Genomic DNA, 26,834 nt, shown 5'->3' on the forward strand with positions numbered 1-26,834 from the left:
AACCGAAAGATTCGCGTCGGCATGGATAGCCTTAAGACCCTTTTTGCTTTAAAAGGGTTGGGACACCCTCCTGTTTTTTCTGAAAACGGCCGCACCCACCGATTTGGCAAAACGAGATAGTCCTTTTTATTTCACGAACTTCATAAACCACAGGATTGATGAAATTATCACTATTGGCCCTCCTAAACGGCTTTTTGCTGTTTTCGATTTCGCTGACTGCCCAACAGCTGCCGATTTCGATTATTCCGCAGCCGGTATCGGTACAGGCCGGGGCAGGTACGTTTCGGCTCACCAATACCACCAGTATTCATTTCGGGCAGTTACCGGCACAGTACGCAGCCGATATGCTCGCCCAGAAACTGAGTACCCCTACCGGCTTCAAACTCCGGGCGGTTCCCGGCGACCGGGGCGGGATTCAACTGAAAATCAACGGCACCCCCGACCCAAAGCTCGGCTCTGAGGGGTACACCCTACAGGTAACGCCCAGGCAGGTGGTGATTGCGGCCAACCAACCCGCCGGTCTGTATTACGGGGTACAATCGTTTTTGCAACTGCTCCCGAAAGAGGTCAACGGCAGTAAGGTGGCCAACGTGGCCTGGACCGCGCCGGCTGTGAACATTACCGACTATCCGCGCTTTCCGTGGCGGGGCATTATGCTCGACGTGAGCCGCCATTTCTTCACCAAAGAGGAAGTAAAACGATACATCGATCAGTTGGCAGCCTTAAAATACAATACCTTCCACTGGCACCTGACCGACGACAACGGCTGGCGAATCGAGATTAAGTCGTTGCCCAAACTCACCGAAGTAGGTGCGTGGCGGGTGGCACGGTCGGGTAAGTTTGGGCAGCGCGAGGCCCCCAAACCCAACGAGCCGACAACCTACGGCGGTTTTTACACCCACGACGATATTCGGGAGGTAGTGCGCTATGCCGCCGACCGCCATGTGACCATCGTACCCGAAATAGACGTGCCCGGCCACAGCATGGCCGCATTGGCCGCCTACCCCGAACTGAGCTGCACCAAAGCGGCCGTCAGCGTAAACCCCGGCACGGCTTTCTCGGAGTGGTACGGCAACGGTACGTTTAAGATGCTCGTAGAAAATACGCTGAACCCGTCGGACGAGAAGGTGTACGAGTTTCTGGACAAGGTATTTACGGAAGTAGCTACGCTGTTTCCGAACCCGTATATCCACGTAGGGGGCGACGAATGCTACAAAGGATATTGGGCCGCCGACCCCGGCTGTCAGGCTCTGATGAAGAAGCTCAACATCCGACATGTCGAAGATTTACAGGGCTACTTCATGGAGCGGGTGGCCAAAATTGTGCAGTCGAAAGGCAAGAAAATGATCGGCTGGGATGAGATTCTGGAAGGGGGCGTCCCCTCCGATGCGGCCGTTATGAGCTGGCGGGGTATCAAAGGCGGTATCGAAGCGGCTCAGGCCGGCCACAACGTGGTGATGACCCCGACCACCTTTGCCTACCTCGACTATACCCAGGGCGACCCTACCATCGACCCGCCTATCTACGCATCGTTGCGGGCGCAGAAAAGCTACAGCTACGATCCCGTGCCGCCGGGCGTTGACCCCAAACGGATTCTGGGCGGGCAGGGTAACCTCTGGACGGAGCAAGTCCCGACGGTCCGGCACATGGAGTACATGACGTTCCCGCGGGCGTGGGCCTTGTCGGAGGTGTTCTGGTCGCCGGTAGAAGCCAAAAACTGGCCGAACTTTGTACAACGGATGGAAACCCACTTCGAACGGGCCGATGCCGCCAACATCAACTACGCCAAAGCGATTTACGACCCCATAATCCGCACGGTTCAGAAAGATGGTAAACTGATGCTCGAACTGGAAGGCGAAATTCCGGGTCTCGCTATTCACTATACCTTCGACGACACGATGCCCGACGAGCAATCGGCTAAGTACACGCAACCCGTTGCTGTACCCGATGGGCCCATCACATTGCGGGTGATTACGTACCGCAACGGACAGCCGATTGGGCACCTGATTACGCTCTCCCGCGACGCCCTGCTGCGCCGTCGATAGAAGTGGGGTTTCTGGTTTATCGTATTTAGTTTAGGGTTGTTCATCCTCAACCAGAGACCAGAAACGATAAACCAGAAACCCAAAACTATAAACCATAAACTCAAAACTCCCCTATGTCTCCCGAACAGAATTTTCAAGCCCTCAACCTTCAGTTACCGCCAGCCCCGGCTCCCAAGGGCGTTTATAAGCCCTCACTGATTGTGGGCAATATGATTTACGTATCGGGCCACGGTCCCTACAAGCCCGACGATACCTTGATGGTGGGGCGCGTCGGCTCCGAAGTGGATATGGAAGCCGGTATTGCAGCTGCTCAGCAAACGGGCCTCGCTATTCTGGCTACGCTCAAAGCAGCCCTGGGGAGCCTCGACCGCGTAAAGCGCGTGGTAAAAGTGCTGGGCATGGTCAACGCTGTAGAAACGTTCGGCGAGCACCCCAGGATAATCAACGGTTGCAGCGAGCTGTTTGCCAAAATTTGGGGCGAAGAAAACGGCGTTGGCGTGCGTAGTGCCGTCGGAATGGGTTCGTTGCCGGGCAATATATCGGTCGAAATTGAAGCCATGTTCGAATTGGCCGACTAACAGTTCATTTTGGGTTTAGCGTTTTGGGTAGCACTCACCGGCAACGCTAAACTCTTTTCTCATCCTCCTACGTTGTAGCCAATACATACGTTTTAGACCCAATTTGAATGACTCAACTCCGCGAACTTTCTTTTATCCTCGAAAAGATGGCCCCGTCGGCCTACCAGGAATCGTACGACAACTCGGGCCTGATTGTGGGCGACCCCAACGCCGAGGTAACCGGTGTGCTGGTTTCGCTCGATGCCACCGAAGCCGTTATCGACGAGGCCATCGCCAAAGGCTGCAACGTAGTAGTAGCCCACCATCCCATTGTGTTTAAGGGACTTAAGAAACTCACCGGCCGCACCTACGTGGAGCGTACCGTGATTAAGGCTATTAAAAACGATGTGGCCCTGTACGCTATTCATACCAACCTCGATAATGTGGTGGGCGGGGTCAACTTCATGATCGCCGAAAAACTGGGGCTTCAGAACGTTCGGATTCTGGCCCCCAAAAGTGGCGTACTGACCAAGTTAGTCGTTTTTGTCCCCGTCGATCATTCGCAAACCCTGCTCAACGCCCTGCACGATGCCGGGGCCGGGCAAATTGGCCTCTACGACCGCTGCTCATTCCGAACCGAAGGCACTGGTACATTTCGGCCGCTCGATGGGGCTAACCCCGCCATCGGGGCTGTGGGCGACGACGAGGCCGTGACCGAACACCGGGTAGAGGTGGTGTTTCCGAGCTACCTCGAATCGGCGGTAGTGGCGGCCATGAAACAGGCCCACCCGTACGAAGAAGTCGCCTACGACTTATACACGCTCAACAACGCCAATCAGACCGTAGGCTCGGGAGCCGTGGGCGACCTGCCCGCCCCCATGTACGCCCGCGAGTGGCTGCATTATCTGAAACATCAGATGGGCCTGTCGGTGATTCGGCACACGGCCCTGCTCGACCGGCCGGTGCGCCGGGTGGCCGTTTGCGGAGGATCGGGCGGCTTCCTGCTCAACGATGCCATACGGGCCGGTGCCGAGGTATTCGTAACGGCGGATTACAAGTACCACGAATTTTTCGATGCCGACAACCGGGTTACCATCTGCGATATAGGCCATTACGAGAGCGAAGTGTTCACGAAAGACCTGATTGGACAGCATTTGGAAAAAAATTTCTCTACCTTTGCGGTAATTTTATCGGAAACAGTCACCAATCCGGTGAGCTACTTTTTTTAATGAACAATGTGTAATGAGTAGCGAGTAATGAAATGAGTCATTTTCAAGGCTCAATTATCCCCTTCGCCCATTATCCGTTCTTCATTAATCATTTTATATTAACAACATGGAACTAACGATTGCGCAAAAGCTCGATGCTCTCCTCAAATTGCAATCTATTGACTCTCAACTCGATGAATTGGTAAAGATTCGGGGCAGCCTCCCCGAGGAAGTACGCGACCTGGAAGACGAGATCATCGGTTTTGAAACCCGCATCAGTAAGTTTCAGGACGAAGTCAAAACGCAGGACGACGAAATCGACCGCAACAAAACCGCTAAGAAAGATGCGGAGAAGCTGATTACCCGGTACAAGGAGCAGCAGATGAACGTGCGGAACAACCGCGAGTACGACGCCATTTCGAAGGAAATTGAACTTCAGTCGCTCGAAATTGAACTGGCCGACAAGCGCATCAACGAAGCTTCGTTCCGGATTCGGACTAAAGAAGAGGAAATTAAGGCTACGCAGGCCGCTTTGAACGAGCGGAAAGAAGACCTGCGCGTGAAAAAGCAGGAACTGGATCAGATTCTGGCCGAAAGTCAGGAAGAAGAAAAGACCCTGAAAGTAGAGCGCGACGAGCAGGCCCTGACTATCGAAGAGCGGTTGCTGAAGTCGTATGACCGGATTCGGGGCAACGCCCTCAACGGTCTGGCGGTAGTACCCGTTCGGCGGGGTGCCTGCGGTGGTTGCTACAACGTGGTGCCGCCCCAACGTCAGGCTGATATTAAAGACCGGAAGAAAATTATTGTGTGTGAACACTGCGGCCGTATTCTGGCCGACGTAGAAGGTGCCCCTGAGCCGGTAACACCCGGTCGCAGATAGTGGCAGCAAGCAGTAGGCAGCAGGCAGTAGGCAGCAGGCAATTATGGGGGCTGGTTCTCTCAATTGCTTCCTGCCTACTTCTTTTTTGCCCACTGCCCACTGCCTACTGCCAACCGCCCATGGGCTGGACACCCGGCCTCCAACGAGCATATACCGACCTGATTAAGTTACGCGTAGCCGACGCCCGCGCCCAGCTAGCCCGCGAAAACCCCAACAATGGCCTAACGATCTGGCTGGCCAATTACGCCGAAATGATTACTCTGCTCGTGTCAGACGACGAGTCGGGGTATGACCGCAAAAGTGACCTCCTGCAAACCCGACTCGAACGGCTGGAGACCCTCCCGGCCGAATCGCCCTGGGCGCGGATGCTACAGGCCGAGGTACGGCTGCATGGTGCGTTTGTGAAGCTCAAGTTTGGCCGCGAGGTGAGCGCCTGCTGGGATATTATCAAGGCATACAAGCTGCTGGCTGAGAACGCCCGGCTTCACCCCACGTTTTTACCCCAACTGAAAGCCCTCGGGGTGCTGCATATTCTGATTGGGTCGGTACCAGAAAACTATACCTGGGTCACCCGCCTGATTGGCCTACGGGGCAATGTGCAACAGGGATTAGCCGAGCTGGAACGAGCCCGGCAAGACCCGGTGTTCCGAACCGAGGTCGAGATGGTGACACTCCTGATTCGGTCGTACATCCTGCGCTTTAGCGATGCCGACGCCAAACAGCTGAGCACCCTTGTCGGGCAAAACCCAGACAACCTGCTACTGCACTTTTTTGGGGCCACCATTCAGATGAAAAACGGGCAAAGCGATAAAGCCCTCGCTTTCCTGGAGACCCGCCCGACGGGCAGCGCGTACCTACCCATGCCCATCATCGAGAATATTCTGGGCGATATTTATCTGCAAAAAGGCGACGAAACCGAGTCGATCCGGCATTACGAGCAGTTTCTGCGTCAGTACCGGGGCCAGAATTTCCTGAAAGACACGTACTACAAACTGTTTCTGGGGCATTGGCTGAGTGGCAACCGGGTTGTAGCCCTCCCCTACCTCCAGAAGGTCAGAGCGGTGGGTCGCACGGTGACCGAGTCAGACAAGGCCGCTCAGAAGTTTGCCGAAGCCCAGGGTAACCGGGGTCTTACCCCCGCGCAAAATGTACTGATGCAGGCCCGACTCGCTACCGATGGCGGCTTCACCGACCGCGCCCTTGCCGTGTTGGCCCCCTACACCGAAGGCCGCTTTTCGACCCTCGCCGACCGGGCCGAATACCAGTACCGGCTGGGCCGGATTTACCAGCGTCGAAACACGCCTGAGTTGTCGCTGGCTCCGTTTCGGCGCGCCATTACCCTCACCGACAGCGCCGGGGCGGGGTTATCGTTTGGGGCTACGGCTGCTCTGCAACTGGGCTACATCCACCAACAAAAAGGCCAGCGAATACTGGCCAGACAATTTTTCGAGAAAGCACTGAGCTATAAAAAACACGAATACAAAAACAGCATTGATAATAAAGCAAAGGCCGCGCTGAACCAGCTTTGAGAGGGTGCCTACTTAGTAAGCCGAGATGACATCTCTCCAAATGAGATATCATCTCGGCTTGTGCAATCACGCATTAGCTCATGGCCTTGGCCACTTCCAGCTCCTGCGGTTTTTTGGGCTGTACTTTTTTCCGGGTGAACCGGGCAATGAGCCGATCGACGACGAGGTACATGGCCGGCACCACGAGCAACGTCAGCAGGAGCGACGAGGTAAGACCACCGATGATGACCCACGCCATACCGTTTTTGGTTTCGGCACCGGCACCACTCGCCAACGCGATAGGCAACATACCCAAAATCATGGCTAAGGTGGTCATCAGAATCGGGCGTAGACGCTCTTTACCCGCTTCGAGCAAGGCGTGAATCACATCGTGCCCCTCGGCTTTGAGCTGATTGGCAAAGTCGACGATCAGAATGGCGTTTTTAGCCACCAGACCCAGCAACATAATCATACCCACAATCGAGAACACCGTCAGGCTCTCCATAGTCAGGGCCAGGGCGAGCAGGGCCCCAATGAGCGCTACCGGAATCGAGAATAAGACCACGAATGGGTACACCACGCTCTCGTACAGGGCCACCATGATGAAATACACCAGCAAAATGGCGATGCCGAGGGCCAAACCAAGGCTACCAAAGGCGTCGGACTGCTGCTGCAACTGACCAAGATACTGAATCGATACGCCTTCGGGCAGCTGCTCTTTGGCCATCAGATTCTGAATATCGGTACCCACCGTACCCACCGGACGACCCACGACCTGCGCATTGATCGTCACCGATGAAAGCCGGTCGATGCGCTCCAGCACGCTCTCGCCAACCTGCTCTTCCACGCGGGCAAACTGCGACAGCTCGAACATCTGCCCTTTGTTGTTCATAAACGTCAGGCGGCTGATGTCCTGCGGGTTGCTTCGGTCGAATCGGTCGAGGCTAACCAGAATATCGTACTCGTTGCCGTTTTGCTTGAACTTCGACTGATCGTTACCCCGGAACGCGTTTTGCAGCGCCATACCTACTTCGGCCGCGTTGATGCCTAACTGCGCCATTTTCTCGCGGTCGAGGTTTACGGTCACTTCGGGTTTCGGGTCTTTCACCGAGTACTTCACGTCCTGCGTGCCCGGCACGGCCTGCGTTACCTTTTTCACAATGGCAGCCGCCTTCCGAATATCGGCGAGGTTGGTCCCCTTCACGGCAATCTGGATAGGTGCCTGTTGCGCCCCCACAATACCCACGGGGCTTACCGTTACTTTAACGCCCGGAATCCGGCCCACTTCGTCTTTCAGAATCTGACCAAAGCCTTCGGTCGATACGGTCCGCTGCTTTTTATCTACCAGCTTCACGTTCAGGTCGGCCAGGTTACTGTTCGACGCCGTTGCCAGGCCGTTGCTGCTGTAGCCCACGTTGGTAAACACGTTGGTCACCTCAGGGTGCTTCATGATGATCTGCTCAGCCCGCTGCGCTACGGCATTGGTCTGGTAAATAGAGGCCGTTGGAGCCAGTTCAATCTGAACGTTCATCTCGCCCTGATCACTCTGCGGCATAAATGCCCCCCCGATAAACCCAGCCGGCACCAGCGCAATAGAACCCACCATCAGGGCAATAACCCCCAGAAATATCCATCGTTTGTGGCCCAGGGACCATTGCAGCACCACGCCATACCCCTCGGTCAGGCGGGTAATCATGTTTTCGAAACCAAGGTTCAACCGACCCCACAACGACTTCGGATTCAGCACCTCAATTTTACCGAACCGCGACGCCAGCAAGGGAGTCAGGGTAAACGACACGAGCAAGCTCATGAGCGTAGAGAACACCACCACCAGCGCAAACTCGCGCAGAATGTTACCAATCAAACCACCCGTCATGGCGAGCGGTACAAACACCACCACGTCGACAAGGGTAATGGCGAGGGCCGTAAAGCCGATTTCGCTCCGGCCATCCAGGGCCGCCTGCCGCTTGTCTTTACCCATTTCGAGGTGCCGGTTGATGTTTTCCAGGACCACAATCGAGTCATCGACCAGAATACCCACCACGAGCGAAAGCGCCATGAGGGTCATCAGGTTGAGCGAGAAGCCCATGATATACATGAGCGCAAACGTCGGAATCATGGACGAAGGCAAAGCCACCAGTACGAACATGGCCGACCGGAAACTGTGCAGGAACAGCAACATCACCACCGACACAATCAGGATAGCCAGCCCCATATCGAACACCACGGCATCGGCCGAAGCCAGCGTGTACACCGACTGATCGGACGCGATATTAAACTTCAGCTTCACGTTGTCGTACTGCTTTTCGAGCTGTTTGATACGCGCCTGCGTCAGTTGACTCACCGACACAGCGTTGGCGTCTGACTGCTTCTGAATCTGCAAACCAATCGACGGGCGGGCGTTGATGTGGTTAATGGCCGTCGGCTTGGTGGTGGCATCTACCACTTCGGCTACGTCTTTCAGCAACACCTCGCTGCCATTGGCCCGCCGGGCCACAATCAGGTTCCGCAGCCGGTTGGTGGTTTCGACCGACGCATCGAACCGAATCGAGTACTGCGACTCACGAGTTTCGATCTGACCGGCCGGGTAGCTGGTGTTGGCCGCGGCAATCGCCTGCGACACCTGCCCGATCGACATCCCGTAACCGCGTAGTTTCTCGCTGTTTACGTTGATCTGAATCTCACGCTCGTTACCCCCGATAATATTCACCTGCCCCACCCCCGACACGTTGGAGAGTTGTGGCTTAATATTTTTATCGATCAGGTCGTAGAGCGCCGTTGGGGGCATATCGGCCGTTACACCCATCCGCAACACCGGAATTTCGTCGGTCGAAAACTTATTCAGAATCGGCCGGTCGGCACCGTCGGGCAGGAGGTTCAGAATCTGCTCCACCTTACGTTGGGCGTCCTGTTGGGCGAGTGTAGTACTCACCCCATTTTTCAACTGCACCACCACAATGGATGCCCCCTCTTGTGAAGTTGAGGTCATCCGGTCGAGGCCTTCGAGCGACGACAGGGCGTCTTCGATACGTTTGGTCACGTTGGTTTCGACCTCGTCGGCCGAGGCACCCCGGTACACCGTGGCCACGCTGATCACGTTGGCCTCAAACTTGGGCAACAAATTATATGACAACTGCTGGTAGGCCAGCGCACCGAACAAAATCAGTACGATAAAGACCGTGGTGACCAACAGCGGCCGTTTGACAGCTATTTCGGATACAGACATGATTTCGCTTTATTTCGTGATTTGCACGGTCTTACCGTCGCTCAGGTTCAATTGACCGGTTGTGACTACCTGATCACCGGCTGATAGTCCACCGATCACCTCGATTGAATCGCCAAACTCGCGGCCTACTTTGATTTTCCGTTGCCGGGCTACTCCGCCCTCAATCACGTACACGTACGGATTCTTGATGCTCTCGACCAGGGCGATACGCGGAATTTGCAGGGCTTTCTGGTTCGACTGCTGCGAGAAATCAACGTTGACAAACGTACCCGCTTTCAGGCCACCCGCGCTGCTGAGAGTAATCTCAACGGGGTAGTTGTGCTCTTCGGTGCCCTGCGGAGCGATATACGAAATCTGACCGCTGAACGTCCGACCCGGAAATACATCAGCCGAAATCCGTACCGACTGCCCTTTGCGGAGCCCGTACACGTCGCTTTCGTTGACCAGCACGTTCACCTTCAGCCGCGACACATCGAGTACCGTACCCAGCACCGTACCCGGCGAAATGTACTCGCCCGGCTCAATGTCCTTTTTCACCACCTGCCCGCTGATGGGGGCTTTCACGTTGGCGTCCTGAATCTGCTTCCGAATCTGCTCGGCCTGATTCAAGGCATTCTGGTAGTTGTACCGGGTTTCATTTACCTGAATTTCGGTAGTGGCGTTGCCCGCCAGCAGGGTGTTGTACCGGTCGACGTCTTTTTTCAGTTTGTCGATGGTGAGCTGGGTCGACTGGAGCGACAGTTCTTTCAGCTTGTTGTCGAGTTGCACGAGCATTTGCCCCTGCCGAATCTGGCTCCCCAGATTGAAGTTGACCGCTTCGACTTTACCGGCGGTTGTGGCTGTAATATTGGCCTCCCGAAACGGAATCAGGTTACCAGTTTTGATTAACTGCTGGCTCACCGTGCCCTCTTCGACCGAGGCCACCGTAACCGGAATAGCCACGTTGGTAGCTACGACGGGCGCTTTCTGCTCGTCGATTTTCTTTTTGTTGGAGGCCAGCCGGAAGCCGATCAAAGCGACGATAGCCAAGGCACTCATGATGACGATTAAAGGTGTCTTTTTCATGACATTCGGTTGTATTCCGGTTGATTAAAGCCCGCTGTAGAAAGTCAGGAGCGTACCCTGCGACTGTTCGAGGTCGAGCCGGGCCTGATAAAAATTAATGAGTGAATTGATGTAGTTCGACTGTGCCTGCCGGTAGCTATTGTCGGCATTGAGCAGGTCGGTCAGCGATTTGGTGCCCTGCCGGTATTGCAGGGTAGTTACGTTGTACACCTGCTGGGCCAGCTGCACGTTGCGGTCGTCGTTTTGCGCGCTCACCTGCGCCCGCTGCAATTGCGACTGAGCATTGTTGAACTGCAACTGAAACGAAGCCGTGTTGAGCCGCTGCCGTTCTTCCTGCGTCAGCACGGTCAGTTTGGACTGTTGCACCTGTGCATCGCGTTGTAGACCGTCGAAAATCGGGACGTTCAGCCGAAGGCCAATGCTCCCGAAGCCCGTCATGTTTTTAAACGCCCCACCGAAGTCGTTGGCAAACGCCAGGGTACCATAACTGGCCGTTGCGCTCAGCGTAGGCAGGTATCCCGCCCGGTTACGCTCCAACTGAATCCGCTGGAGGGCCAGGTTGGCTTCGCCCTGCTGGTAACTGGCCAGATTGCGAGGGTCAAAAACGGCGGGCTGCACCGTTGGCAGCTGACTCGCCACGAGCGAATCGGCCAGCGTAATGGTTTGCTCCTGCGTCATACCCATCTGAAACTTGAGCCGGTTCAGGGCCAGATTCAGGTCGTTTTCGGCCAGAGCCAACTGCGACCGGGTGTTGTTGTAATTCACCTCGGTATTGGTGTAGTCGATAGGCTGAATCACGCCATTATCGCGTTGCAGCTTCAGGATATTCAACACCTGCTGCGTGCGTTCGAGGTTGTCTTTCAGTAGCTTAATCTGCTGCTGCACCACAAACACCTGATAGTAATTGCTGGCAATGTTGTAGATGATCTCCTCGCGGGTCTGACGCGAATTAATGTCGGCCAGTTGTTGGTTAGGCTTGGCAGCTTTCAGGCCCAGCAGCAGTGACTTATCGTAGATGGCCTGCGACGCCTGTGCCACCAGGTTGGTCTGGTATTTCTGTCCAAAAGCCACCCGAACCGGCTCCGGCCCAAACACCCCGGCCGGGATGATGGAGGTTTGCAACTTAATGTTATTCGTAAACGTGCCAGCCCCGCTCACCTGTGGCAGGTATAAACCCAGAGCCTGCCGGGCCTGCTGGTTGGCCGTTTCAACCTGATACTGCGCAATGCGGGTCGTTCCGAAATTCTTCAGTCCATAGTCAATACAATCCTTTAGCCGGAAAGAGGTACCCGTTACGGCCGGTTGGGCTGTAGTCGGTTGGGGCGACTCTGATTGAGCCCATCCACTGAACGGTAGCAGCGCTAATAAGCTCAGTGCAATTTTTTGTTTCATAAGTCAAAAAACGTTGAGGTGTCTACTGTAGACATATCAACTATTTAGTGAAAAAATTTATTGGTCGAATAATGAAATGATTTTACGAAGGGTAGCCTGAAACGTGTCCAACTCCTCGGTGGTGAGTTGTTCGGTCAGGCGCTTGTTGATCTCACCGGCGGTCTCAATCGCTTTGTCGACGACCAGCTTACCGGCGGGCGTCAGTTGAATCAGGTTTTTCCGACGGTCGGCACTATCGGCTACAATCCGAAGGTAACCATCCCGCTCCAGCGTGCGTAGGGAGCGTTGCACACCTGATTTATCTTTTTGGAGTGCGTTGGCAATCTCCTGTTGTGAAAGCAAATCGGCATCGGCAAAGTAAATAATGAGCAGAATGGGTAGCTGCTCCATTTGCAAGGCAAAGCCCATACGGCTCAACTCCCGATTGGTTTGCCGAACAATCAGATGGCCGGCCTGACTGATCATGAAGATGGACAGGTGGCCCATTTTGCTCGCAAAATTCGCCTTCAATTCTTTATCTCGATCTAAAACCATGGTGCAAAAATAATATCAGTTGATATATTAACTAATTACTCAACTAAAAAATTCACAATTTGTTGCCATTTGGATGCGCTCGTCCCACCAATGGTTATCAGGCTGGATGAACGGTCGGAGAAGGCCGGTACTTCAATACTGCCAACAATGCATTTACTTTGCCGTTAAAGAGCAAGGGGCGTGACCTTTTTAAACGGAGTAACGTCTTTTTTACCAACATTCAATTTTTACCGATGCTGTATCCGCTTACGTTCGAGACGATTTTCAAGGACAAAATCTGGGGTGGTCAAAAAATTAAAACAATCCTCGGCAAAGACTTCACTACCGAGTCGGCGGGTGCCCTACCCAATTGTGGTGAAACCTGGGAGGTGTCGGGAGTTGCGGGCAATGTGTCGGTGGTGAAAGACGGGCAGTTGGCGGGTAAAAACCTGGCCGAACTGATTGGCGAGTATAAAGCCGATTTGGTGGGGCAGCACGTGTACGAGCAGTTTGGCGATACGTTTCCGCTGCTGGTGAAATTCATCGACGCCAACGACGACCTTTCGATTCAGGTTCACCCGAATGATCAGCTGGCTAAAGAACGGCACAATTCGTTCGGCAAAACCGAGATGTGGTATATTCTTCAGGCCGACGAAGGGGCTACGCTTAACTCCGGCTTCAACCGCACCGTGAGCCGCGACGAGTACCTCAAAGCCGTGGAGGAAAACACCCTGATGGATATTCTGAACATCGAACCCGCCAAACCGGGCGATGTATTTTTTCTACCAGCGGGCCGGGTACACTACATCGGCAAAGGGTTGTTGCTCGCCGAAATTCAGCAGACTTCCGACATCACGTACCGCATTTACGACTTCGACCGCACCGATGATAAAGGCCAAAAGCGCGAACTCCATACCGAGCAGGCCGTCGACGCAATTGACTACCAATTCCACGATACGTACAAAACAGAATACGAGAAAGCCCTGAACCACAGCGTAAATGCGGTTACCTGCCCGTATTTTGTGACCAACGTACTTCATTTTGACAGGGAAGTCCTGCACGATTTCAGCCATCTGGATTCATTCGTAATTCTGGTCTGCGTGGGCGGGGGCGTTACCATTCAGTCGGGGAGCGACCATGAGATAACGCTCAAAATGGGCCAATGCGCGCTCATTCCGGCATCGGTTAAGTCGGTAACACTCATCCCCGACGGGGAGATGACGCTACTCGAATCGTACGTTCCGGGCGTATAATAAGCTAAACAGGAGAAGAGCAGGTGGCCATGCTTTAGACAGCATGAACCGTACACTTGCTCTCTCTCTGTGTATCACGGCCTTAACCCTTATCCAGCGGGTAAGCGCCCAACGCCTGACCAGCCAACTCGAAACCTACGATCTCGCTACCGGGCAACGTAGCATCGTACACCGGGACACCGTCCGGTTCGAAGCCCCCAATTGGACCAACGATGGGCGGTTTCTGATTATCAATCAGGGAGGCAAACTATACCGGGTGATACTAAAAACAGGTCAGAAAGAAGTGATCAACACCGATTTTGCCACGGCCTGCAACAACGACCACGGGCTTACCCCCGACGGTAAAACCCTCATCATCAGCCACAACGACAAACGGGTAACCGCGGGCGCTAATTCGCGGGTGTTCACACTGCCAGCGTCGGGCGGAGTACCCCGGCTCATTACCGAGCAGGCTCCCTCCTATTGGCACGGAGTATCTCCCGATGGCAAAACCCTCGCGTACGTGGGCGAGCGAACCGGAGCCGATGGTAAACGCGACTACGACATTTATACCATGCCCATTACGGGCGGTACCACCGAAACCCGCCTGACTACCGCACCCGGCCTCGATGATGGGCCCGATTATTCGCCCGATGGCCGATACATCTATTTCAATTCAATCCGGTCGGGTCGGATGCAAATCTGGCGCATGAACGCCGACGGCAGCGCACCCACCCAACTCACCAACGACGGGTACGCCAACTGGTTTCCGCACCCTTCGCCCAATGGCCGGTACATCGTATTTATCAGCTATGTTGAGGATCAGGGTTCGGCTCACCCGGCCGACAAGGATGTGATGCTCCGGCTTATGGATTTGCAATCAGGAACCCTCCGCGAATTAGCCCGGTTTCGTGGTGGACAAGGAACCATCAACGTACCCAGTTGGTCGCCCGACAGCCGGAAATTCGCGTTTGTGAGTTATTAGAAGCAAGGAGAAGGAAAAAAGGAAAAGGGAGAAAGGGTGCATGATCGAAGCGATCCCTTTCTCCCTTTTCCTTTCGTCTCTTATTCCTTTTTATTGCACCGTTCTGAAAAACTCGAACGTACCCAAAGCATAGGTGCTGATGGCCGTTACGTCGGTATGGTTGGCACCTTCAATGGGAATTCTCGACACGGTAGCCCCGCGCTTCTGCATCGCATCGAAGGCATTCTGCGTATTGAAAAAGGGGACAAGTTGGTCGTTGGTGCCGTGGTAGAGCTGCACCGGTACCGAGGGCTTCCAGTCGAACACATCGTTGTCGGCCACAGCCCGCACAAAAGCAGCATCGGAACCGCTATTGACCGACTGCTTGAACGTATCCGTGAAAATCTGGCTCAGGCTGGCATTCAGGTTCACGTTTTGCCCCTGACTCACAATTTGACTTGCATACGGCTCCTTGAAATAATACGACATCGGGCGGTTTAGGCCGTAGATGCGGTCGTAGGTGAGCAGTACCCATATATACAGCGAGGTGTAATCATTACGGCTGGTAGTAGCCGTATTCACCACATACTTCATAAACGAAGTTTTGTCGTAGGCCCCCGCCCCCACGCTCGATGCTTTCAGGTTAAACTCCCCTTTCGCTTCTTCGTCGAGGTATTTGTGCAGCGACATGGTTGCGTACCCCCCCTCCGAATAGCCGGTTATGTAGAGCCGCTTGTCCCAGTTGGTTTTGTTCTGAGCCAGAAACTCCCGGCTGGCGCGCAGCATATCGGCCGAGGCCCGGGCCAAACCCGCCCGATGCTCATACGTGTGCGGCAGCGAGCGCGAGGCCCCGTAGCCAATGTAATCGGGCAGGGCCACAATGTAGCCCGACGAGCCAAACAGAGAGCCGAAGAGGTAGGTATCGCTGTTGGGGCCGTTGTACGAAGGCGCGTCGCTATCCGACCGAATGGTGCCGTGTTGCATACTTACCATGGCCAACGGTCCGCTCACCTTCGGAATAACCAGAGCCCCCGAGGCCTGAATCTCGGAGCCGTCGGTATTGCGGGTTTTGTAGGTGAGTTTATACACCGTAATCGAGTTTTTCAGATACTGACCCACCAACACCGGAGCCAGATTACCAAACAGAGCCGTGTAGCGGCTACCCAGCTGGGCCGTTGTGTATTCCCCAACCGCCGTAGCACTCACCAGTACCGATGGCTGGGGTTCGGGGGTTACTACCTCTTCGGTGGGCGCGGTGCGGCAACCACTGGGACCCAGTAAAACCAGTCCTGATAACAATGTCATCATCAGGACGCTCAAAAACGTCTTTGTTGTAAACAGCATGAAGGAAAATTGAGGGGGAAGAAAAGCCGTAATCGGCTATAAACATAACAATTCGGGCGGATAAATCGTTTCGGGCCGACCCTTAACCCCTTGTGGGTAAACCACGTAGAATCGATTCCACAATTATGAGGAAAGCCTATTCCCTTTCCAGCCGACTTTGGGGCAAAGCCTATTAGTCTTTAAAATAAATAGACAAAGTATATTCAATTGAATTACAGCATATTATACACCAAAAATAGCAACTACTTATTAACTAGGCACCCAACTGGTACAACTTTTGGCCCCTGTTTACCAAAACATCCCACAGGATTATGAACTGGAATAAAGGAGTATCCAAGAAACAGATGGCCACAGTAGCCATCGCATTCACGTTACTATCAGGCGATGTCCTGACAAGCTGTAAATCGGCTAAACGCAATACGAACAAGACCCAGCGGGGTGCCGCCATCGGTGCAGCGGGTGGTGCTGCAGTCGGCGGAATCATCGGGCGCCGGTCGGGCAATACCGTGATGGGGGCTATTCTGGGTGCCACCGTGGGTGGTGCCGCTGGGGCCGTGATTGGCCGACGCATGGACAAAGCTGCCGAAGAGATGCAACGCGACCTGCCCAACGCCAAGGTTGAGCGCGTCGGGGAGGGCATCAAAATTACGTTCGGGTCTGATATTCTGTTTGATGTGGGCAAATATGACCTGAAGCCCCAGACACGGAAGGACCTGGCTGATTTTGCGCAAACCCTTCAGAAGTATCAGGACACCGACATTCTGGTTGAAGGTCACGCCGACGCCACCGGTTCCGACGAGTTGAATTTGCGGCTATCGCGCCAACGGGCCGATGCCGTTGCTGACTACCTGAAGGCACAGGGCGTGAAAGCTGGCCGAATGGATGAAAAAGGCTACGGCGAATCGCAACCGGTAGCCGATAACGATACCGAAGCCGGTCGGCAGAAAAACCGCCGGGTCGACATCGCGGTGTTTGCGAACGACAAGATGAAGCGGGATGCCAAAAACGGCAACCTCGACTAACAATGTATAATGAACAATGTAAAATGCGCAGTTAAATAGCTGATTATCAGAAAATAACTCAATTATTCATTGCTCATTTTACATTGTTCACTATACATTCAACACGCACAGATTATGGCAACGGTAAAAAAAGGCGACCGAGTCGAATGGAAGTACGGTAAAGGAACGGGCGAAGGCACCGTTACCGAAGTGCATACGTCAGACGTAAGCAAAACCGTGCAGGGTAAGACGATTAAACGTAAGGGGTCGGCCGAAGAGCCCGCGCTGGTGATAACGCAGGACAAAAAAACCAGGGTCGTTAAATCGGCAAGTGAGGTTACGAAGAAGTGAACCGTTTGATAAGAAGAGATGGCCACAACAACCGACACGCAGGATCAGAAAGCCGTAAAAAAAGAGTTCGATGAGCTCGTAAATATGACGGCTACCCAGCTGAAAAAATGGCTCGGCCCCGACGAGTCAAAGTCGGTTGGTCAGAAACAAAACGGTGACACTGAATCAACTGGCCATAAATCAGGTGAGCGCATTGTGTCGTTACTGGGTAAGAAAGCTGCCGAGTACACCGATGACGATTACGCCCACATGCGGAAGGTGATCAGCTATATCAAACGGCATTCGGCACAGGAGCCAAAAGAAAGCCGGGAGAGTAACTGGGAATATTCGCTCAAAAACTGGGGGCACGATCCAAACAAAAGGTGACTTTTTCTGATTTAAGTAGATACGCGAATGCAATCGCCTTTGTCGATTTGCAAAGTAGATTACCAACAACTCAACATTATGAACGTTAAACAGACCCGGGGCGAAATCCTCGACGCACTAAACACGTTATTGACCCGCAGCCACGACGCTGAAGAAGGGTATCAGGAAGCTGCCGAAAACACGAAGGATTCTGAGCTGAAAAGTCTTTTTCTGGCTCAATCACGGCAGCGGGCCGAGTACGCTATGGAACTCGACCGGGAGATCCGGACACTGGGTGGCGAGCCCGACAAGAACACGAGTATTCTGTCGGATTTGCACCGGGCCTGGATCAACATCAAATCAGCTTTCGCAAGTGATAATGATAAAGCAACCGTGCAGGAATGTCAGCGGGGCGACAAAGAAGCGCTCGATGACTACAACAACGTGTTGCAGCAAACCGACTTGGCCGCCAGCACCCGAGAGTTGCTGTTGCGGCAAAAACAGAGCATCGAATCGGCCCACGCGTCGATGGCTCGACTGGCCTTGGTAGTGTAGTGAATGGTGGGATTGGAAAGCCTGCTTCCTCTGGAGGCAGGTTTTCTTGTTTATAGGGGTGTCAAGCGAATGCCTGGGTAGTCTTGGTTGTATACCCTGCCTGCTTACGAACCACAAAGGCGAAGCTATTGCCCGGCGTTGTAGTGGTTGTGAAGCCGAATACATCCCGAATTTTCGGACGACGGAAGCACGGAGGGGTTGAATACAATTTAGTCATTTCGATACGAAGGTTGGAACGGAAACGTGCTGTATAGACGATTTGTTTTGATGAGGTAACAAGCCGGGTGGTTAATTCTGAGCGAAATACGCCATGACCAGCAGGGTCAGCAGGGCGATCAGACGAAACCAGGACTCAGTAGCAAAGTTAGACGTGCGCATGGGGGTAAAAGCCTGTAGACTATTGACACTACAAAGTTGTGACATGTCTGTTAAAGCGCACTTAAACACTAGTTAAATCATAGTTAAAAGGGACAAAAAAAGAGCCTCCCCACCCGGTTTACGGGTGGGGAGGCTTAGTTCATAACGTTGAGTAAATCAGAAAGCGGGGGTTAGCCCTGCTTAATCAATCTTTAGCGACTCACGAGTCGAGTTAATACCTGACTCTGTTTGGTCGGCCAATTGGTCGACGGTGTCGTTATATTGGCTTTTAGCACGCTGCTTGTCGTACTCATTCTGAGCCTGCGACTTGTACTCGTTAAGTTGCTGCTTGGCCTTATCGGTGTATTCAGAAACCTGCGTTTTAGCCTGCTCGTAGCCCTGTTTCACCTGCTCAACGCCTTTGTTCCATTGATCTTTCAGATCGCCCGAACGTTTGTTGGCTTCTTCTTTGAGTTTGTCACGGGTTTCTTTACCGCTACGTGGGGCTGTCAGCAAGCCGATAGCTACTCCAGTCAATACACCTGTCAGAAAATCGCGTGTGCTACGCATGATCGTTGTTTGTTTTTAGGTTGATAATCGGTTAACGTTTTGCCCGGCGCTCAGCCCGGCCGAGGGCGTCTTTTGTGCGCGACGCTGAGGTCTCTACAAAATCATTGTATTGCCCCTTAATGGTCTCGATGCCCTCCTGCAGTTGATCCTGCAAGTCTTTAAAGAATGAATCTGCGTCGTTCGAAATACGCTTACGTGTTGCATTGCCCTTATCGGGGGCCATCAGCACGCCAAGCACTACGCCAGCCGCAAGTCCAATCAGAATTCCTGGTAATGCTTTCATGGTTCGTCGAGTCGGTTGTGTATCGTCTTCCGACATCCTACCTTTTAGAAAAAAGCGTACCAGACAAGTACCCCAGACATAATATACTCTTTATCAGAAAATTATAACTATACCGACAGATTGATGGGGACCAAACGTGGGAATGATTTTCTACACTTCTTCGACTTTATTCCTCATAATTTCCCGGCCGACTATTGCCCTTCAAATTACCGCTGAGTAGGTACACCATGCGTTCAGGCGACTTTTGAGGGGCAACCCCAACAGACGAACACATCTGTTAGTTATCTGGCCATGAACTTCGCCGAATCACTATTCCTGGGCTACGGCCTTTTTGTCGGTATTGCCTCGTTCCTCAACCTTATCCGGCTCGACTACTGGTGGATTCGGATGTGGGACTTCCCCCATTTTCAGCTCATGGTGCTGGCCGCAGTGGGGCTGGTAGCCTGGCTCATTTTTCAGAATGACTGGACATGGCCACAGTTGCTCGTACCGACGCTCCTGACGGCGGCTCTGGCGTACCAGGGCTGGCTCATTTACCCGTACACGTTTCTGCACCGGGTGCAGGTGCCGCGTCAGAAACGAAAATCGCCCGAAATCGAAGCCAACGGCATTCGGCTTCTGATCGCCAACGTGTTTATGGACAATACACAATGCCCCGATGTGTGCCGGCTCATCAGCAAACATAAGCCCGACATTGTGCTGATTCTGGAAGGCAACGAAACCTGGCGGCAGGCGTTGAGCGGTATTGAACCTGATTACCCCTACCGGCAGCTCATTCCGCTGGAGAATACGTACGGCATGTTGTTTTATTCGCGGTTGCCCATGCGCGCTACACAGGTTCGGTTTCAGATTCAGGACGACATCCCGTCGATCTACACCCAGCTTCAACTGCCGTCGGGCAAATGGATTCACTTTTACGGGGTACACCCGATGCCGCCCAGCCCAACCGAGCATTACCGCTCCACCGAGCGCGATGCCGAACTACTGCTGGTAGGCCGGGAAGCACGCAGCCTGAAGGGACCGATCATTGTGGCTGGCGACCTTAACGACGTAGCCTGGTCGCACACAACCCGGCTCTTTGGGCGGGTGAGTGGCCTGCTCGACCCGCGCATTGGGCGGGGCCTGTTCAGCACGTTTCATGCGAAGTACTTCTTTCTGCGGTGGCCCCTCGACCACGTGTTTGTGTCGCACCACTTTACGGTCAACAGTTTGCGCCGGATGCCCAACTGCGGCTCCGACCACTTCCCGATTCTGGTAGCGCTTACCTACGCCCCCGACCCACAACGTATAGACGAGGTACCTGAGCCTGAGGGCAACGATCTGGAAGAAGCTAAAGAGAAAATAACGGAGGCTTTGTCGGCCAACCAATCCGATACGGATGCTGGCAAACCGGTTTAAACAAAAAATTCCTGCACTCAAATTGGCGCAGGAATTCCGTACCCACCGTAACTTGTACTTAACCTAAATTGGCTCGCTGCTGTGTCGAGACAGCGAAAATGTCTTTGTTATTTTTTCATTGTTTGCCTACCAAACTGGTGCGACGGGCAGGCAAACATTCGTTGAGGCAAAAGTTGAGTAAATCAGAGCAGCATAGGGGCCGAAGCCCGTGGCTGTGTCTCGCTTCGGTTAAGTTTATAGAAAAAGTTATGCCAGAAAATGATAACCTTTGTGGTTAGTAGATTAAGAGCCGCTTATTAGTTGAAAATGAGCGGTAAAAAACAAAAAAGCAGCTTTTGTAGACAAAAGCGGTCAGTATGAAAACCGTAGAATAATCTCTACAGTTGTAGAATATAGTGTAGAGATTTCACGCACTCGGTCAGGTTAAGTTATTTAGCGAAATAGACAAACAAACTTCGCAGAAACTTATTAAATAGCTCATACTGTGGTTTTTGAACGTCAAAAAACCACCCCGGTAGCTTCGCCTGATGAGTTAGGCATCAATTTAGAATAGTTCATTACCGAACTTTGAATTGTTTGCATCGTGATACGAGCAATAGGAACCAACACGGGTCAGCAAGTACGCCCCACCGTGAAATATGATATGACAACTATAAAACGAGTCTTGATCGTTGACGATGAAGCTGATATATGCTTATTGCTATCAGGTTTGTTACGACGGTTGGGATATCAACCCACCTGTGCCCACTTTCTGGAGGAAGGTCGTCGGTGTTTGCGTTCGCAACAGTTCGACGCCGTATTTCTCGATTTAAACCTGCCCGATGGGTTAGGCTTTGATCTGCTCCCAACCATCAAAACCACCCACAATGAGACCAAGGTGATCATGATTAGTGCCTTCGATGGCAACGCCGAGCGATCAAGGGCCACTGAACAAGGAGCCGACTATTTTATCGGCAAACCATTCACCCGCAAATCGGTTGAACAGGCCCTGCAAGCTATTTCGGAATAAGTTATCTTTGTATAGGCTGCATCTGCATCACCCGATTTCATAAAACGCGTGTTCGTGGGTAGTCGTGTCGATACACGACGCTCTTTCGTTTTGCCCTGCCAACACCTTTTGTTTTCATTGACACTACCGCCCATGGAACGTATTCTCATAGTTGACGATAATAACGATATCTGCCTGCTGCTCGAACGGTTTCTGTCGAAGCAGGGCTACAAAACGGCTTCTTCCCAGCGGGGTGAAGACGGACTGGCCCTGATTCGCAAAGATGCCTTCGAACTGGTTATCTGTGATTTTAAGCTTCCGGATATCGACGGCCTCGAAATGCTGCGCCGGATCAAAGTCATCAGCCCATCAACGGCGGTTATCATCATAACCGGGTACTCCGACGTTCGGATTGCGGTACAGGCTCTCAAATACGGTGCTTTCGATTACGTAACCAAGCCGCTCTACCCCGACGAAATTCTGTACACCATTAAGAGTGCGCTCGACCGGCGTCAGCAAACCCTAACCAGCCCTGCCGGAGCCACTTCTGAAACCGAAACTGCCCCAGCCTCAACCCCCGCCAAAGGGACGTCGGGCCGGGGTACCAAATCGGCCACAATGGCGCCTGATGGCAAACGCTTCATTTTTGGAAAGAGCCGGGCCGCCGAACAGCTTCAGAAACACATTGAGCTGATTGCCCCCACCAACATGTCGGTGATTATCACGGGCGAAACCGGGACGGGGAAAGAATTTGTGGCCAACGCCATTCACCTACGCAGCAAGCGGGCCGAAAAACCGTTTGTGGCCATCGACTGCGGGGCGCTCTCAAAAGACCTGGCCGGCAGTGAACTGTTTGGCCACGTGAAAGGGGCCTTTACGGGTGCCCTCTCCGACAAAGCGGGTAGTTTCGAGTACGCCAACGGCGGCACGCTGTTTCTCGACGAGATTGGCAACCTGTCGTACGACAATCAGATTAAACTGCTGCGGGTACTTCAGGAGCGTAAGATTCGGCGCATCGGGAGCAACCAGGATATTCCGGTTGATGTTCGGATTGTGTGCGCAACCAACGAAGACCTGCGCGACGCTGTGCGGCAGGGCCGTTTCCGCGAGGACATCTACCACCGGATCGATGAGTTTCGGATTGAGCTGACCCCTCTGCGCGAACGCCGTACCGACATCATGATTTTTGCCGAGCATTTTCTCCAACTGGCCAATCAACAGTTAGAGAAAGAAGTGCAGGGTTTTGAGGACGAAGCCAAAGAAAAGCTCCGCGACTACTACTGGCACGGCAACCTCCGCGAACTGCAGAACGTGGTGAAACGGGCGGTACTCCTCACGCAGGGCGATTATGTGCAGGTTGAGGCCCTCCCCCACGAGATTGTCCACCCGACGTACTTCCACCCCGAAGATCAAAGCGTAGCGGCTGGCGTTCAGGTGTACCCCGACGTGATTCGGGCCGGGGCAACGGTAATTGCGCAACCAGCCAGCAACCTGAAGTCGGTATCGGAAAATGCCGAGCGGGCCGCCATCCTGAAAGTCCTCGAAAAAACAGGCTACAATAAAACCAAAGCCGCTGAGGTACTCAACATTGACCGCAAAACACTTTACAACAAACTCAAAGCGTACGACATACACTTGTAAGAGTTTACAGTTTACAGTTTACAGTTTACAGTTTAGAGTTTAGGGTTATGGCGGTCGAGACGCGATACCTGGCATCTCTCTCCTGGATACCAATACAAATCGGGGTCGGTAGCTGTGTGCTACCGACCCCGATCCTTTTGTAAGCTTATCAGACTGGAATTCTGTTAGTTAACACTGAAACCAACTGAGATCATCCCGACGCCGTTTTTGGCGTTACCCAGTACTGTTCGGGCGGCTGCCGAGTTGGCAATATTTTGCAGACCCTGCCCGTAACGCAACCCAATCAGGGCTTTGCCCAAAAATACGTTCAGACCACCGGCTACACCGTAATCGAACTTATTGAAAGCGTCCCGGTTGAGAGCCAGAGTGCTGTTGCCCAGGTCGCCAGTAGAGCTTACGTTTGAGTTCACGAGGTACGCAGCATACGGGCCTGCCTGCAATTCAACAGCATTGCCCAGTTTGAAGGTTGCCAGTACGGGCAGTTCGGCATAATTGAGCCGGAACGTATTGCGGCCCTGTAAATTAAACCCGCCTGCATTGAGGTTATAATTGGCCGAAGCCCCCTTAGCTGAGTATAGCAACTCAGGCTGAATGGCAAAAAACTCACCCGCCGGAATCTGGGCATATACCCCGCCGTGAAAGCCATACCGCTCTTTACGGTCGTTGGCATTGGCGTTTTCAAAGGAAATAGAACTGGCGTTGAAACCGCCTTTGATACCCGCCCGAACTCGGTTTTGTGCAGTAGCGTCGGTAGGTTGAAACAAGAAGGCTCCGAGACCCATGAGACCTAAAGCCAACCATGATTTGCGTGTAGTTTTCATAACGTGTAATGGTTAGTTGACAATGCCGACTAAGGCATTATTGCTCAGGTATAGGGTCAATTTCGTGCCAGAGTTGATTGCCGAACGTCATAAATACGTTTGGAAACTGATTATGACCCTGTTTACTTGCATATTAACTGGTCGATTGACGCACACGAACGAGTGGTTTACTCCCATGAACTGCGTATTCGTCTCCCCAAATCGGGGAATTAATCAACCAACCCACCGTTCTTAACTATTACCAGAATGAACCCTGCCAATCAGATGCACGCCTTGTTTGGACTGGACGAAACCAAGAATCAACCCCAGGTCGAACTACTGCATAATCTGCTTAATAATTCGCCCAACGGGATTGAGATTTACAAACCCCTGCGCGACACAGCCGGGGTCGTGTACGACTTTCTGGTGATAAGTATGAACCCGGTAGCCCGGCAACTGTCGGGGTATCCGGCCGACGGACTCTCGGGATATACCCTACTCAGGCGATTCCCACAAGCCAAACAAACCGGGCTGTTTGACCGATGCGTGCAGCTGATCGGCACGAGTGAGCCATTCGAGTACGAACATTACGAGCCCGAACGCCGATCGTGGTATGCTTATTCGGCGAGTGTGTGGCAGGATGGGCTGGTTCTGAACTTCAGCGACATTACCCCCCGCAAAGAAGCCGAAATCCGGCACCGCGAACTGGTCGATACGCTCAATAGTGTGCTCGACGGCTCTATCAACAGCATCATGACCTTCCGGGCCATGCGTAACGCCGAGGGCCATATTGAAGATTTCGAGATTCTGACCGCCAATCAGGCCGCCGAAGTGTACCTGAATATGCCCGAATCGACCATGATTGGGCAGCGTTTGCTTCATCTCTTCCCCGAAAACCTGTCGATGGGCCTGTTCGACATGTACGTAAAGGCCATGGAAACCGGGCAACCGCAGCGAATGCAGGCCTTGTACAACGGCGACGAACAACCGCTCTGGCTTGAGGAGTCGGCTCGCCGGCTGGGCGAAGAGACCCTGCTGGTGACGTTCATGGACATTACCGAGTCGCGGCTGGCGCTCGAAACCGTACAGCAGCAGGCCAACTGGCTCCGGGTGGTGCTCAATGGGTCGATTAGTTGCCTGGTTTCGCTCGAAGCGGTGTATGATACCGGGCACCAACTGGTCGACTTCCGGTTTGCGGTGGTGAACCGGGCCGCCGAACGGTTTCTGGAAACTACCGAAGCCGAGTTGATCGGTAAAAGTCTGCTCAAGTGCTGTCCCTGGCATATCGACACGGGCCTCTTTGATCTGTACAAAAGGAGTTTGCACGAACAGAAAGAACACCGGCAGGAGGTGTACATGAATCAGGATGGTTTTGAACGCTGGCTCGACGTGTCGGTTTCGCCGTCGGGCAGTAACCGGCTGGTGATAGCGTTTATGAACATCACCGACGTTCGGAAGGCGCAGCACGCACTCATGGGCGAGTCTATTTTGTTCAAGGCCCTTTCTAACAACGTACCCGAAACGGGTGTGCTCGTTTGCGATCACACACTCCGGATCCTGTACGCCAACGGCGACCTACCGCCCGCTTTTCGGGTGAGCGGCAATGGGGCTCTTACCAACCAGCCTTTTGTCGAAATGGTAGTGCCGGAGTTTAGGGAGAAGGGTTTGGCCAACTTTACCGAAGCCCTCTCGGGCCGCAGCCAACGGATGGAAGAACAGGTGGGCGACCAGATTTACGAGGTCTTTTTCGCCCCGGTTCACAACGATGCCGGCCAAACCGTGATGGCCATGCTCACGTTTCGGAACGTAACCCAAAACCGGCTGTTTCAGCGGCAGCTGGAGGAGTCGGTCAACGAGCTGAAACGGTCGAACGCCAATCTGGAGCAGTTTGCTTACGTAGCCTCGCACGATTTGCAGGAGCCGCTGCGTAAGGTGCAATCCTTTGGCGATGTGCTGGCCGATCAATACCGCGAGGCCCTGGGCGAAACTGGCTACGATCTGGTACAGCGAATGCAACTGGCAGCCCGGCGCATGTCGGCTCTGATTCACGATTTGCTGACCTACTCCCGACTTTCGGCCCAAACCGCCCCGTTTAAACCCGCCAACCTGAATCAGATTGTGGCCGAGGTGATCGACGATCTGGAGGCCAATATCCGCGAAAAAAGCGCCCACATCCACGTGGGGTCGCTGCCGGTGGTAAAGGGCGATGCCAGTCAGTTTCGGCAACTGTTTCAGAACCTGCTCTCCAACGCGCTCAAGTTCACGCGAGCGGGTGTGCAGCCTATGATCAACATCTCGGCCAACCTGCACATGGACCCCTCCGACGAGCGCCGGCTGGTGGTCGAGGTGGTTGTTACCGACAACGGAATCGGGTTCGAACAGCAGCACGCCGAACGGATTTTTCAGGTTTTTGGGCGTTTGCACGGCCGCAGCGAGTATAGTGGCACCGGAATCGGCCTTGCCATCGTACAAAAGATTGCTCAGAACCACGGGGGTGAGATTGTGGCCGAGGGTTATCCAAATAAAGGCGCCACTTTTAAACTCTTATTACCTATCAATTAAGTAGTTTTACATTACAATTGGATTAGTTGCTACTAACTTTCCGGTCATG

23 protein-coding genes are annotated in these 26,834 nt (G+C 53.4%); 15 read left to right on the forward strand and 8 right to left on the reverse strand.

Going from position 1 to position 26,834, the window contains the following annotated elements; genetic code table 11:
* The first annotated feature begins 158 nt into the window (after window positions 1-158).
* The 5 genes from RUDLU_RS0109120 to RUDLU_RS0109140 all read left to right on the forward strand — a co-directional run bounded on the left by RUDLU_RS0109120 (window position 159) and on the right by RUDLU_RS0109140 (window position 6,219).
* A complete protein-coding gene (locus tag RUDLU_RS0109120) occupies window positions 159-2,045 on the forward strand; it encodes a beta-N-acetylhexosaminidase (protein ID WP_019988068.1) in 1,887 nt (628 codons plus the stop codon).
* Window positions 2,046-2,158: 113 nt separating this feature from the next.
* The gene (locus RUDLU_RS0109125; protein WP_019988069.1) at window positions 2,159-2,623 is read left to right on the forward strand and encodes a RidA family protein; all 465 of its coding nucleotides are present in this window, start codon (window positions 2,159-2,161) and stop codon (window positions 2,621-2,623) included.
* Window positions 2,624-2,730: 107 nt separating this feature from the next.
* Window positions 2,731-3,831, forward strand: a complete 1,101-nt coding sequence (locus tag RUDLU_RS0109130; RefSeq protein WP_019988070.1) for a Nif3-like dinuclear metal center hexameric protein — start codon at window positions 2,731-2,733, stop codon at window positions 3,829-3,831.
* A gap of 106 nt (window positions 3,832-3,937) precedes the next feature.
* Window positions 3,938-4,690 carry a zinc ribbon domain-containing protein gene (locus RUDLU_RS0109135; RefSeq protein WP_019988071.1) on the forward strand — a complete coding sequence of 251 codons (753 nt, stop codon included), beginning with the start codon at window positions 3,938-3,940 and terminating at the stop codon, window positions 4,688-4,690.
* Between the two features lie 119 nt (window positions 4,691-4,809).
* On the forward strand, window positions 4,810-6,219 hold the full coding sequence (locus RUDLU_RS0109140; RefSeq protein WP_019988072.1) for a tetratricopeptide repeat protein: 1,410 nt from the start codon (window positions 4,810-4,812) through the stop codon (window positions 6,217-6,219).
* 73 nt (window positions 6,220-6,292) lie between these two features.
* Here RUDLU_RS0109140 and RUDLU_RS0109145 read toward each other — a convergent pair whose 3' ends face one another.
* From RUDLU_RS0109145 to RUDLU_RS0109160, 4 genes are read right to left on the reverse strand one after another with little or no spacing between them, the layout of a single operon-like run.
* Entirely contained in the window at window positions 6,293-9,424 is a 3,132-nt protein-coding gene (locus RUDLU_RS0109145; protein WP_019988073.1) for an efflux RND transporter permease subunit, read from the reverse strand.
* Window positions 9,425-9,433: 9 nt separating this feature from the next.
* The gene (locus RUDLU_RS0109150) at window positions 9,434-10,489 is read right to left on the reverse strand and encodes an efflux RND transporter periplasmic adaptor subunit (RefSeq protein ID WP_027302898.1); all 1,056 of its coding nucleotides are present in this window, start codon (window positions 10,487-10,489) and stop codon (window positions 9,434-9,436) included.
* A gap of 24 nt (window positions 10,490-10,513) precedes the next feature.
* A complete protein-coding gene (locus RUDLU_RS0109155; protein WP_019988075.1) occupies window positions 10,514-11,881 on the reverse strand; it encodes a TolC family protein in 1,368 nt (455 codons plus the stop codon).
* A 57-nt stretch (window positions 11,882-11,938) separates the two neighbouring features.
* Entirely contained in the window at window positions 11,939-12,415 is a 477-nt protein-coding gene (locus tag RUDLU_RS0109160) for a MarR family winged helix-turn-helix transcriptional regulator (RefSeq protein WP_044129391.1), read from the reverse strand.
* A gap of 233 nt (window positions 12,416-12,648) precedes the next feature.
* Between RUDLU_RS0109160 and RUDLU_RS0109165 the strand changes: the two genes are divergently transcribed.
* Both RUDLU_RS0109165 and RUDLU_RS0109170 read left to right on the forward strand, forming a co-directional pair.
* Complete coding sequence (locus RUDLU_RS0109165; protein WP_027302899.1) at window positions 12,649-13,647, forward strand: type I phosphomannose isomerase catalytic subunit; 999 nt, start codon at window positions 12,649-12,651, stop codon at window positions 13,645-13,647.
* 43 nt (window positions 13,648-13,690) lie between these two features.
* Window positions 13,691-14,611 (forward strand): TolB family protein, encoded by a 921-nt coding sequence (locus RUDLU_RS0109170; protein WP_019988078.1) that lies wholly within the window; start codon window positions 13,691-13,693, stop codon window positions 14,609-14,611.
* A gap of 90 nt (window positions 14,612-14,701) precedes the next feature.
* Here the strand turns inward: RUDLU_RS0109170 and RUDLU_RS0109175 are convergent, their stop codons facing one another.
* Window positions 14,702-15,934, reverse strand: coding sequence for an alpha/beta hydrolase family protein (locus RUDLU_RS0109175; RefSeq protein WP_019988079.1), 1,233 nt, complete (start codon window positions 15,932-15,934; stop codon window positions 14,702-14,704).
* A 311-nt stretch (window positions 15,935-16,245) separates the two neighbouring features.
* Here RUDLU_RS0109175 and RUDLU_RS0109180 point away from each other — a divergent pair, with 311 nt between their 5' ends.
* The 4 genes from RUDLU_RS0109180 (at window position 16,246) to RUDLU_RS0109195 (ending at window position 18,186) form a co-directional block, all read left to right on the forward strand.
* On the forward strand, window positions 16,246-16,956 hold the full coding sequence (locus RUDLU_RS0109180) for a YiaD family glycine zipper/OmpA-like lipoprotein (protein WP_019988080.1): 711 nt from the start codon (window positions 16,246-16,248) through the stop codon (window positions 16,954-16,956).
* 114 nt (window positions 16,957-17,070) lie between these two features.
* Window positions 17,071-17,286, forward strand: a complete 216-nt coding sequence (locus RUDLU_RS0109185) for a hypervirulence associated TUDOR domain-containing protein (protein WP_019988081.1) — start codon at window positions 17,071-17,073, stop codon at window positions 17,284-17,286.
* An 18-nt stretch (window positions 17,287-17,304) separates the two neighbouring features.
* The gene (locus tag RUDLU_RS0109190; RefSeq protein ID WP_019988082.1) at window positions 17,305-17,652 is read left to right on the forward strand and encodes a DUF3140 domain-containing protein; all 348 of its coding nucleotides are present in this window, start codon (window positions 17,305-17,307) and stop codon (window positions 17,650-17,652) included.
* 78 nt (window positions 17,653-17,730) lie between these two features.
* Window positions 17,731-18,186, forward strand: a complete 456-nt coding sequence (locus RUDLU_RS0109195) for a ferritin-like domain-containing protein (protein ID WP_027302900.1) — start codon at window positions 17,731-17,733, stop codon at window positions 18,184-18,186.
* Window positions 18,187-18,744: 558 nt separating this feature from the next.
* On the opposite strand, the gene RUDLU_RS0109200 is transcribed toward RUDLU_RS0109195, so the two are convergent.
* The gene (locus tag RUDLU_RS0109200; RefSeq protein WP_019988084.1) at window positions 18,745-19,113 is read right to left on the reverse strand and encodes a YtxH domain-containing protein; all 369 of its coding nucleotides are present in this window, start codon (window positions 19,111-19,113) and stop codon (window positions 18,745-18,747) included.
* A gap of 31 nt (window positions 19,114-19,144) precedes the next feature.
* Window positions 19,145-19,396 carry a YtxH domain-containing protein gene (locus tag RUDLU_RS0109205; RefSeq protein WP_019988085.1) on the reverse strand — a complete coding sequence of 84 codons (252 nt, stop codon included), beginning with the start codon at window positions 19,394-19,396 and terminating at the stop codon, window positions 19,145-19,147.
* A gap of 291 nt (window positions 19,397-19,687) precedes the next feature.
* Here RUDLU_RS0109205 and RUDLU_RS27200 point away from each other — a divergent pair, with 291 nt between their 5' ends.
* The 3 genes from RUDLU_RS27200 to RUDLU_RS0109220 all read left to right on the forward strand — a co-directional run bounded on the left by RUDLU_RS27200 (window position 19,688) and on the right by RUDLU_RS0109220 (window position 23,423).
* Entirely contained in the window at window positions 19,688-20,794 is a 1,107-nt protein-coding gene (locus RUDLU_RS27200) for an endonuclease/exonuclease/phosphatase family protein (protein ID WP_019988086.1), read from the forward strand.
* A 643-nt stretch (window positions 20,795-21,437) separates the two neighbouring features.
* Window positions 21,438-21,803 carry a response regulator gene (locus RUDLU_RS0109215; protein WP_027302901.1) on the forward strand — a complete coding sequence of 122 codons (366 nt, stop codon included), beginning with the start codon at window positions 21,438-21,440 and terminating at the stop codon, window positions 21,801-21,803.
* A gap of 132 nt (window positions 21,804-21,935) precedes the next feature.
* Window positions 21,936-23,423 (forward strand): sigma-54-dependent transcriptional regulator, encoded by a 1,488-nt coding sequence (locus RUDLU_RS0109220; protein ID WP_019988088.1) that lies wholly within the window; start codon window positions 21,936-21,938, stop codon window positions 23,421-23,423.
* 164 nt (window positions 23,424-23,587) lie between these two features.
* Here RUDLU_RS0109220 and RUDLU_RS0109225 read toward each other — a convergent pair whose 3' ends face one another.
* A complete protein-coding gene (locus tag RUDLU_RS0109225) occupies window positions 23,588-24,244 on the reverse strand; it encodes a porin family protein (protein ID WP_019988089.1) in 657 nt (218 codons plus the stop codon).
* Between the two features lie 246 nt (window positions 24,245-24,490).
* Here RUDLU_RS0109225 and RUDLU_RS27205 point away from each other — a divergent pair, with 246 nt between their 5' ends.
* Window positions 24,491-26,785, forward strand: a complete 2,295-nt coding sequence (locus RUDLU_RS27205; protein WP_019988090.1) for a PAS domain-containing protein — start codon at window positions 24,491-24,493, stop codon at window positions 26,783-26,785.
* Window positions 26,786-26,834 lie beyond the last annotated feature (49 nt).

This window comes from Rudanella lutea DSM 19387 (assembly GCF_000383955.1).
GTDB lineage: Bacteria > Bacteroidota > Bacteroidia > Cytophagales > Spirosomataceae > Rudanella > Rudanella lutea.

Excerpts from the sequence above, each read along its gene's own strand:
- RUDLU_RS0109140 (WP_019988072.1), top strand. The coding sequence starts at position 4,810 with ATGGGCTGGACACCCGGCCTCCAACGAGCATATACCGACCTGATTAAG.
- RUDLU_RS0109160 (WP_044129391.1), bottom strand. The coding sequence starts at position 12,415 with ATGGTTTTAGATCGAGATAAAGAATTGAAGGCGAATTTTGCGAGCAAA.
- RUDLU_RS0109220 (WP_019988088.1), top strand. The coding sequence starts at position 21,936 with ATGGAACGTATTCTCATAGTTGACGATAATAACGATATCTGCCTGCTG.
- RUDLU_RS0109175 (WP_019988079.1), bottom strand. The coding sequence starts at position 15,934 with ATGCTGTTTACAACAAAGACGTTTTTGAGCGTCCTGATGATGACATTG.
- RUDLU_RS0109135 (WP_019988071.1), top strand. The coding sequence starts at position 3,938 with ATGGAACTAACGATTGCGCAAAAGCTCGATGCTCTCCTCAAATTGCAA.
- RUDLU_RS0109200 (WP_019988084.1), bottom strand. The coding sequence starts at position 19,113 with ATGCGTAGCACACGCGATTTTCTGACAGGTGTATTGACTGGAGTAGCT.
- RUDLU_RS0109125 (WP_019988069.1), top strand. The coding sequence starts at position 2,159 with ATGTCTCCCGAACAGAATTTTCAAGCCCTCAACCTTCAGTTACCGCCA.
- RUDLU_RS0109215 (WP_027302901.1), top strand. The coding sequence starts at position 21,438 with ATGACAACTATAAAACGAGTCTTGATCGTTGACGATGAAGCTGATATA.
- RUDLU_RS27200 (WP_019988086.1), top strand. The coding sequence starts at position 19,688 with ATGAACTTCGCCGAATCACTATTCCTGGGCTACGGCCTTTTTGTCGGT.
- RUDLU_RS0109225 (WP_019988089.1), bottom strand. The coding sequence starts at position 24,244 with ATGAAAACTACACGCAAATCATGGTTGGCTTTAGGTCTCATGGGTCTC.
- RUDLU_RS0109120 (WP_019988068.1), top strand. The coding sequence starts at position 159 with ATGAAATTATCACTATTGGCCCTCCTAAACGGCTTTTTGCTGTTTTCG.
- RUDLU_RS0109190 (WP_019988082.1), top strand. The coding sequence starts at position 17,305 with ATGGCCACAACAACCGACACGCAGGATCAGAAAGCCGTAAAAAAAGAG.
- RUDLU_RS0109155 (WP_019988075.1), bottom strand. The coding sequence starts at position 11,881 with ATGAAACAAAAAATTGCACTGAGCTTATTAGCGCTGCTACCGTTCAGT.
- RUDLU_RS0109165 (WP_027302899.1), top strand. The coding sequence starts at position 12,649 with ATGCTGTATCCGCTTACGTTCGAGACGATTTTCAAGGACAAAATCTGG.
- RUDLU_RS0109205 (WP_019988085.1), bottom strand. The coding sequence starts at position 19,396 with ATGAAAGCATTACCAGGAATTCTGATTGGACTTGCGGCTGGCGTAGTG.
- RUDLU_RS0109170 (WP_019988078.1), top strand. The coding sequence starts at position 13,691 with ATGAACCGTACACTTGCTCTCTCTCTGTGTATCACGGCCTTAACCCTT.
- RUDLU_RS0109185 (WP_019988081.1), top strand. The coding sequence starts at position 17,071 with ATGGCAACGGTAAAAAAAGGCGACCGAGTCGAATGGAAGTACGGTAAA.
- RUDLU_RS0109180 (WP_019988080.1), top strand. The coding sequence starts at position 16,246 with ATGAACTGGAATAAAGGAGTATCCAAGAAACAGATGGCCACAGTAGCC.
- RUDLU_RS0109195 (WP_027302900.1), top strand. The coding sequence starts at position 17,731 with ATGAACGTTAAACAGACCCGGGGCGAAATCCTCGACGCACTAAACACG.
- RUDLU_RS27205 (WP_019988090.1), top strand. The coding sequence starts at position 24,491 with ATGAACCCTGCCAATCAGATGCACGCCTTGTTTGGACTGGACGAAACC.
- RUDLU_RS0109150 (WP_027302898.1), bottom strand. The coding sequence starts at position 10,489 with ATGAAAAAGACACCTTTAATCGTCATCATGAGTGCCTTGGCTATCGTC.
- RUDLU_RS0109145 (WP_019988073.1), bottom strand. The coding sequence starts at position 9,424 with ATGTCTGTATCCGAAATAGCTGTCAAACGGCCGCTGTTGGTCACCACG.
- RUDLU_RS0109130 (WP_019988070.1), top strand. The coding sequence starts at position 2,731 with ATGACTCAACTCCGCGAACTTTCTTTTATCCTCGAAAAGATGGCCCCG.